We start from the raw sequence: 1,013 nt of genomic DNA on the forward strand, positions 1-1,013 counted from the left end.
TTGCCTCCGGGCTTCCGCGCTGCGTGATGGCGATGGAAGCGTGCTGCGGCGCGCACCATCTCGGGCGCATTCTCCATGGGCAGGGACACGAGGTGCGACTGATGTCGCCGGAATATGTCCGGCCCTACGTCAAGGCGCAGAAAAACGACGACCGGGACGCGGAGGCGATTGCCGAGGCGGCATCACGGCCGACCATGCGCTTCGTGGAACTGAAGAGCCAGGCGCAGCTCGACCTGCAGTCGCTGCACCGGGTACGCTCGCGGCTGGTCAATGCGCGCAAGGCGCTGATCAACCAGCTGCGGGCGATCCTGTTGGAGCGCGGCCATGTCGTGGCGAAGGGGCCATCCCGTCTCGACAAGGCGCTTGAGGCGATGCTCGCTGACGCGGACTTCGATGTCAGCGACCGGATTCGGGCCTTGATCGTCGAAATGCACGACGAGTGGCGGGAACTCGACCGCCGCATCGCGGCGCTGGAGGCCGAGTTCAAGGAGCATGTGCGCGCCCATGAACCGCCACGACGGCTCGCCACGATCCCGGGTGTTGGTGTGCTCACCGCCACCGCGCTCACCGCCGCGATCGGGGACGGCAGCGCCTTCCGGCGCGGCCGTGACCTGGCGGCATGGCTGGGGCTGGTGCCGCGACAGGTGACGACCGGCGGCAGGCCGAGGCTGCTCGGCATCACCAAGCGCGGCAACAAGTATCTGCGCAGGCTGTTCATCCACGGCGCGCGGGCAGCACCGCCGTCGCTGGCGAGAAGCGAGACGCCTCTCGGTCACTGGCTGCGCGGCCTGCTGGCGCGCGCCCATCGCAATGTCGTGGTCGTGGCGCTGGCCGCGAAGCTGGCGCGGATCGCGTGGGCGAGCCTGCACAGCGGCACCGGGTTCGAGCCGAGCCAAGGCGCAGCAGTGGGCTGACGAACGCCGCCACCGCTGGCCCGGAGCGGGCGGCGCACGAACTGCGGGAAGGGAACAAAGATGGCATGACGGTCGAACCGGCGTTCCGGAAGCCTGGTT

1 protein-coding gene is annotated in these 1,013 nt (G+C 69.2%); it reads left to right on the forward strand.

The genetic code is table 11. The features are described from left to right. On the forward strand, window positions 1–914 hold a 914-nt coding region (locus tag IM708_RS21030; protein ID WP_209428499.1), incomplete at its 5' end, for an IS110 family transposase. Between the last annotated feature and the right edge of the window lie 99 nt (window positions 915–1,013).

The sequence above is a fragment of the Pararhodobacter sp. SW119 genome (genome assembly GCF_017811755.1).
GTDB lineage: Bacteria > Pseudomonadota > Alphaproteobacteria > Rhodobacterales > Rhodobacteraceae > Pararhodobacter.